The organism is Cyclobacterium qasimii M12-11B, assembly GCF_000427295.1.
Lineage (GTDB): Bacteria > Bacteroidota > Bacteroidia > Cytophagales > Cyclobacteriaceae > Cyclobacterium > Cyclobacterium qasimii.
This window is the reverse complement of sequence record NZ_ATNM01000063.1, coordinates 1-855: the sequence shown is the minus strand read 5'-3', so window position 1 is coordinate 855 and position 855 is coordinate 1. Positions and strand designations below refer to the sequence as shown.

The following is an 855-nucleotide window of genomic DNA, read 5'->3' as shown; positions in this document are numbered from 1 at the left end:
TCATCAAATTGCTTAACAAGACTGATAGATTCGCATTTGTAAAGGTTGAGCTTTTAAACAGTGCAAAGTCAATGATGGGGTGCTGGGTACGTTTTTCTCTTCTGAAAAAAAAGCGGAACAAAAAGAAGTATCAATACACTGTATACAGTATATCCCCATGGAGCCTCATTTTTCGTCAGCAGGATAATGGAAACGATGCTGCCTGCAAGCAAGAGAGAGCCGATGATATCCAGCGGCGCGTCAGATTTATTTTCTTTATATTGAGGAAACATCGTTAATGCCGTAAATAAAGCAATGGCGAGGAACGGGATGTTGACCCAAAAAATCGAATGCCAGCTGAAGCTGTCAATCAGTATAGAGCCGATAAAAGGCCCGAGTGCTGCACCAAGTCCCGCGCCCAGTCCGAAAAATCCAAACACTTTCGGTAGGCGTTTTTCAGAAACAACATGCCGGATAATGGCAATGCTGTTTGGCGTAAGCAATGCCCCGCCGACAGCCTGCAATGCCCGAAAGACAATTAACAGGAGCAGACTCGGTGAAAGGGCGCAGCCTAGAGATGCGATTAGAAAAAGGCCGACTCCCCATAAGTACATTGTTTTATTGCCGTACATGTCACCGAGCTTTCCTGCAATCGGCTGTGTGACTGCCATCACGATTAAATAAACGGTAACCACCCAAGTGATGCTTGCGATGGACTCGTTATACGTATGGGAAATAGATGAGAGCGCGACCGCGATCATCGTTGAGTTAATGGGAACCAGAATGGCCCCCAATAATAGCGAGACGATCAGCGCCCATTCTTTTCTTGAGCTCATTGGGATCCTCCTTTTTATTATGCCAAGGAGTTAATCAGCA

General features: G+C 45.7%; 1 protein-coding gene. It reads right to left on the bottom strand.

Translation table 11 applies throughout. The features are described 5' to 3' along the window. Positions 1–68: 68 nt before the first annotated feature. Positions 69–815, bottom strand: a complete 747-nt coding sequence (locus ADICYQ_RS31140; RefSeq protein WP_020894230.1) for an MFS transporter — start codon at positions 813–815, stop codon at positions 69–71. Positions 816–855 lie beyond the last annotated feature (40 nt).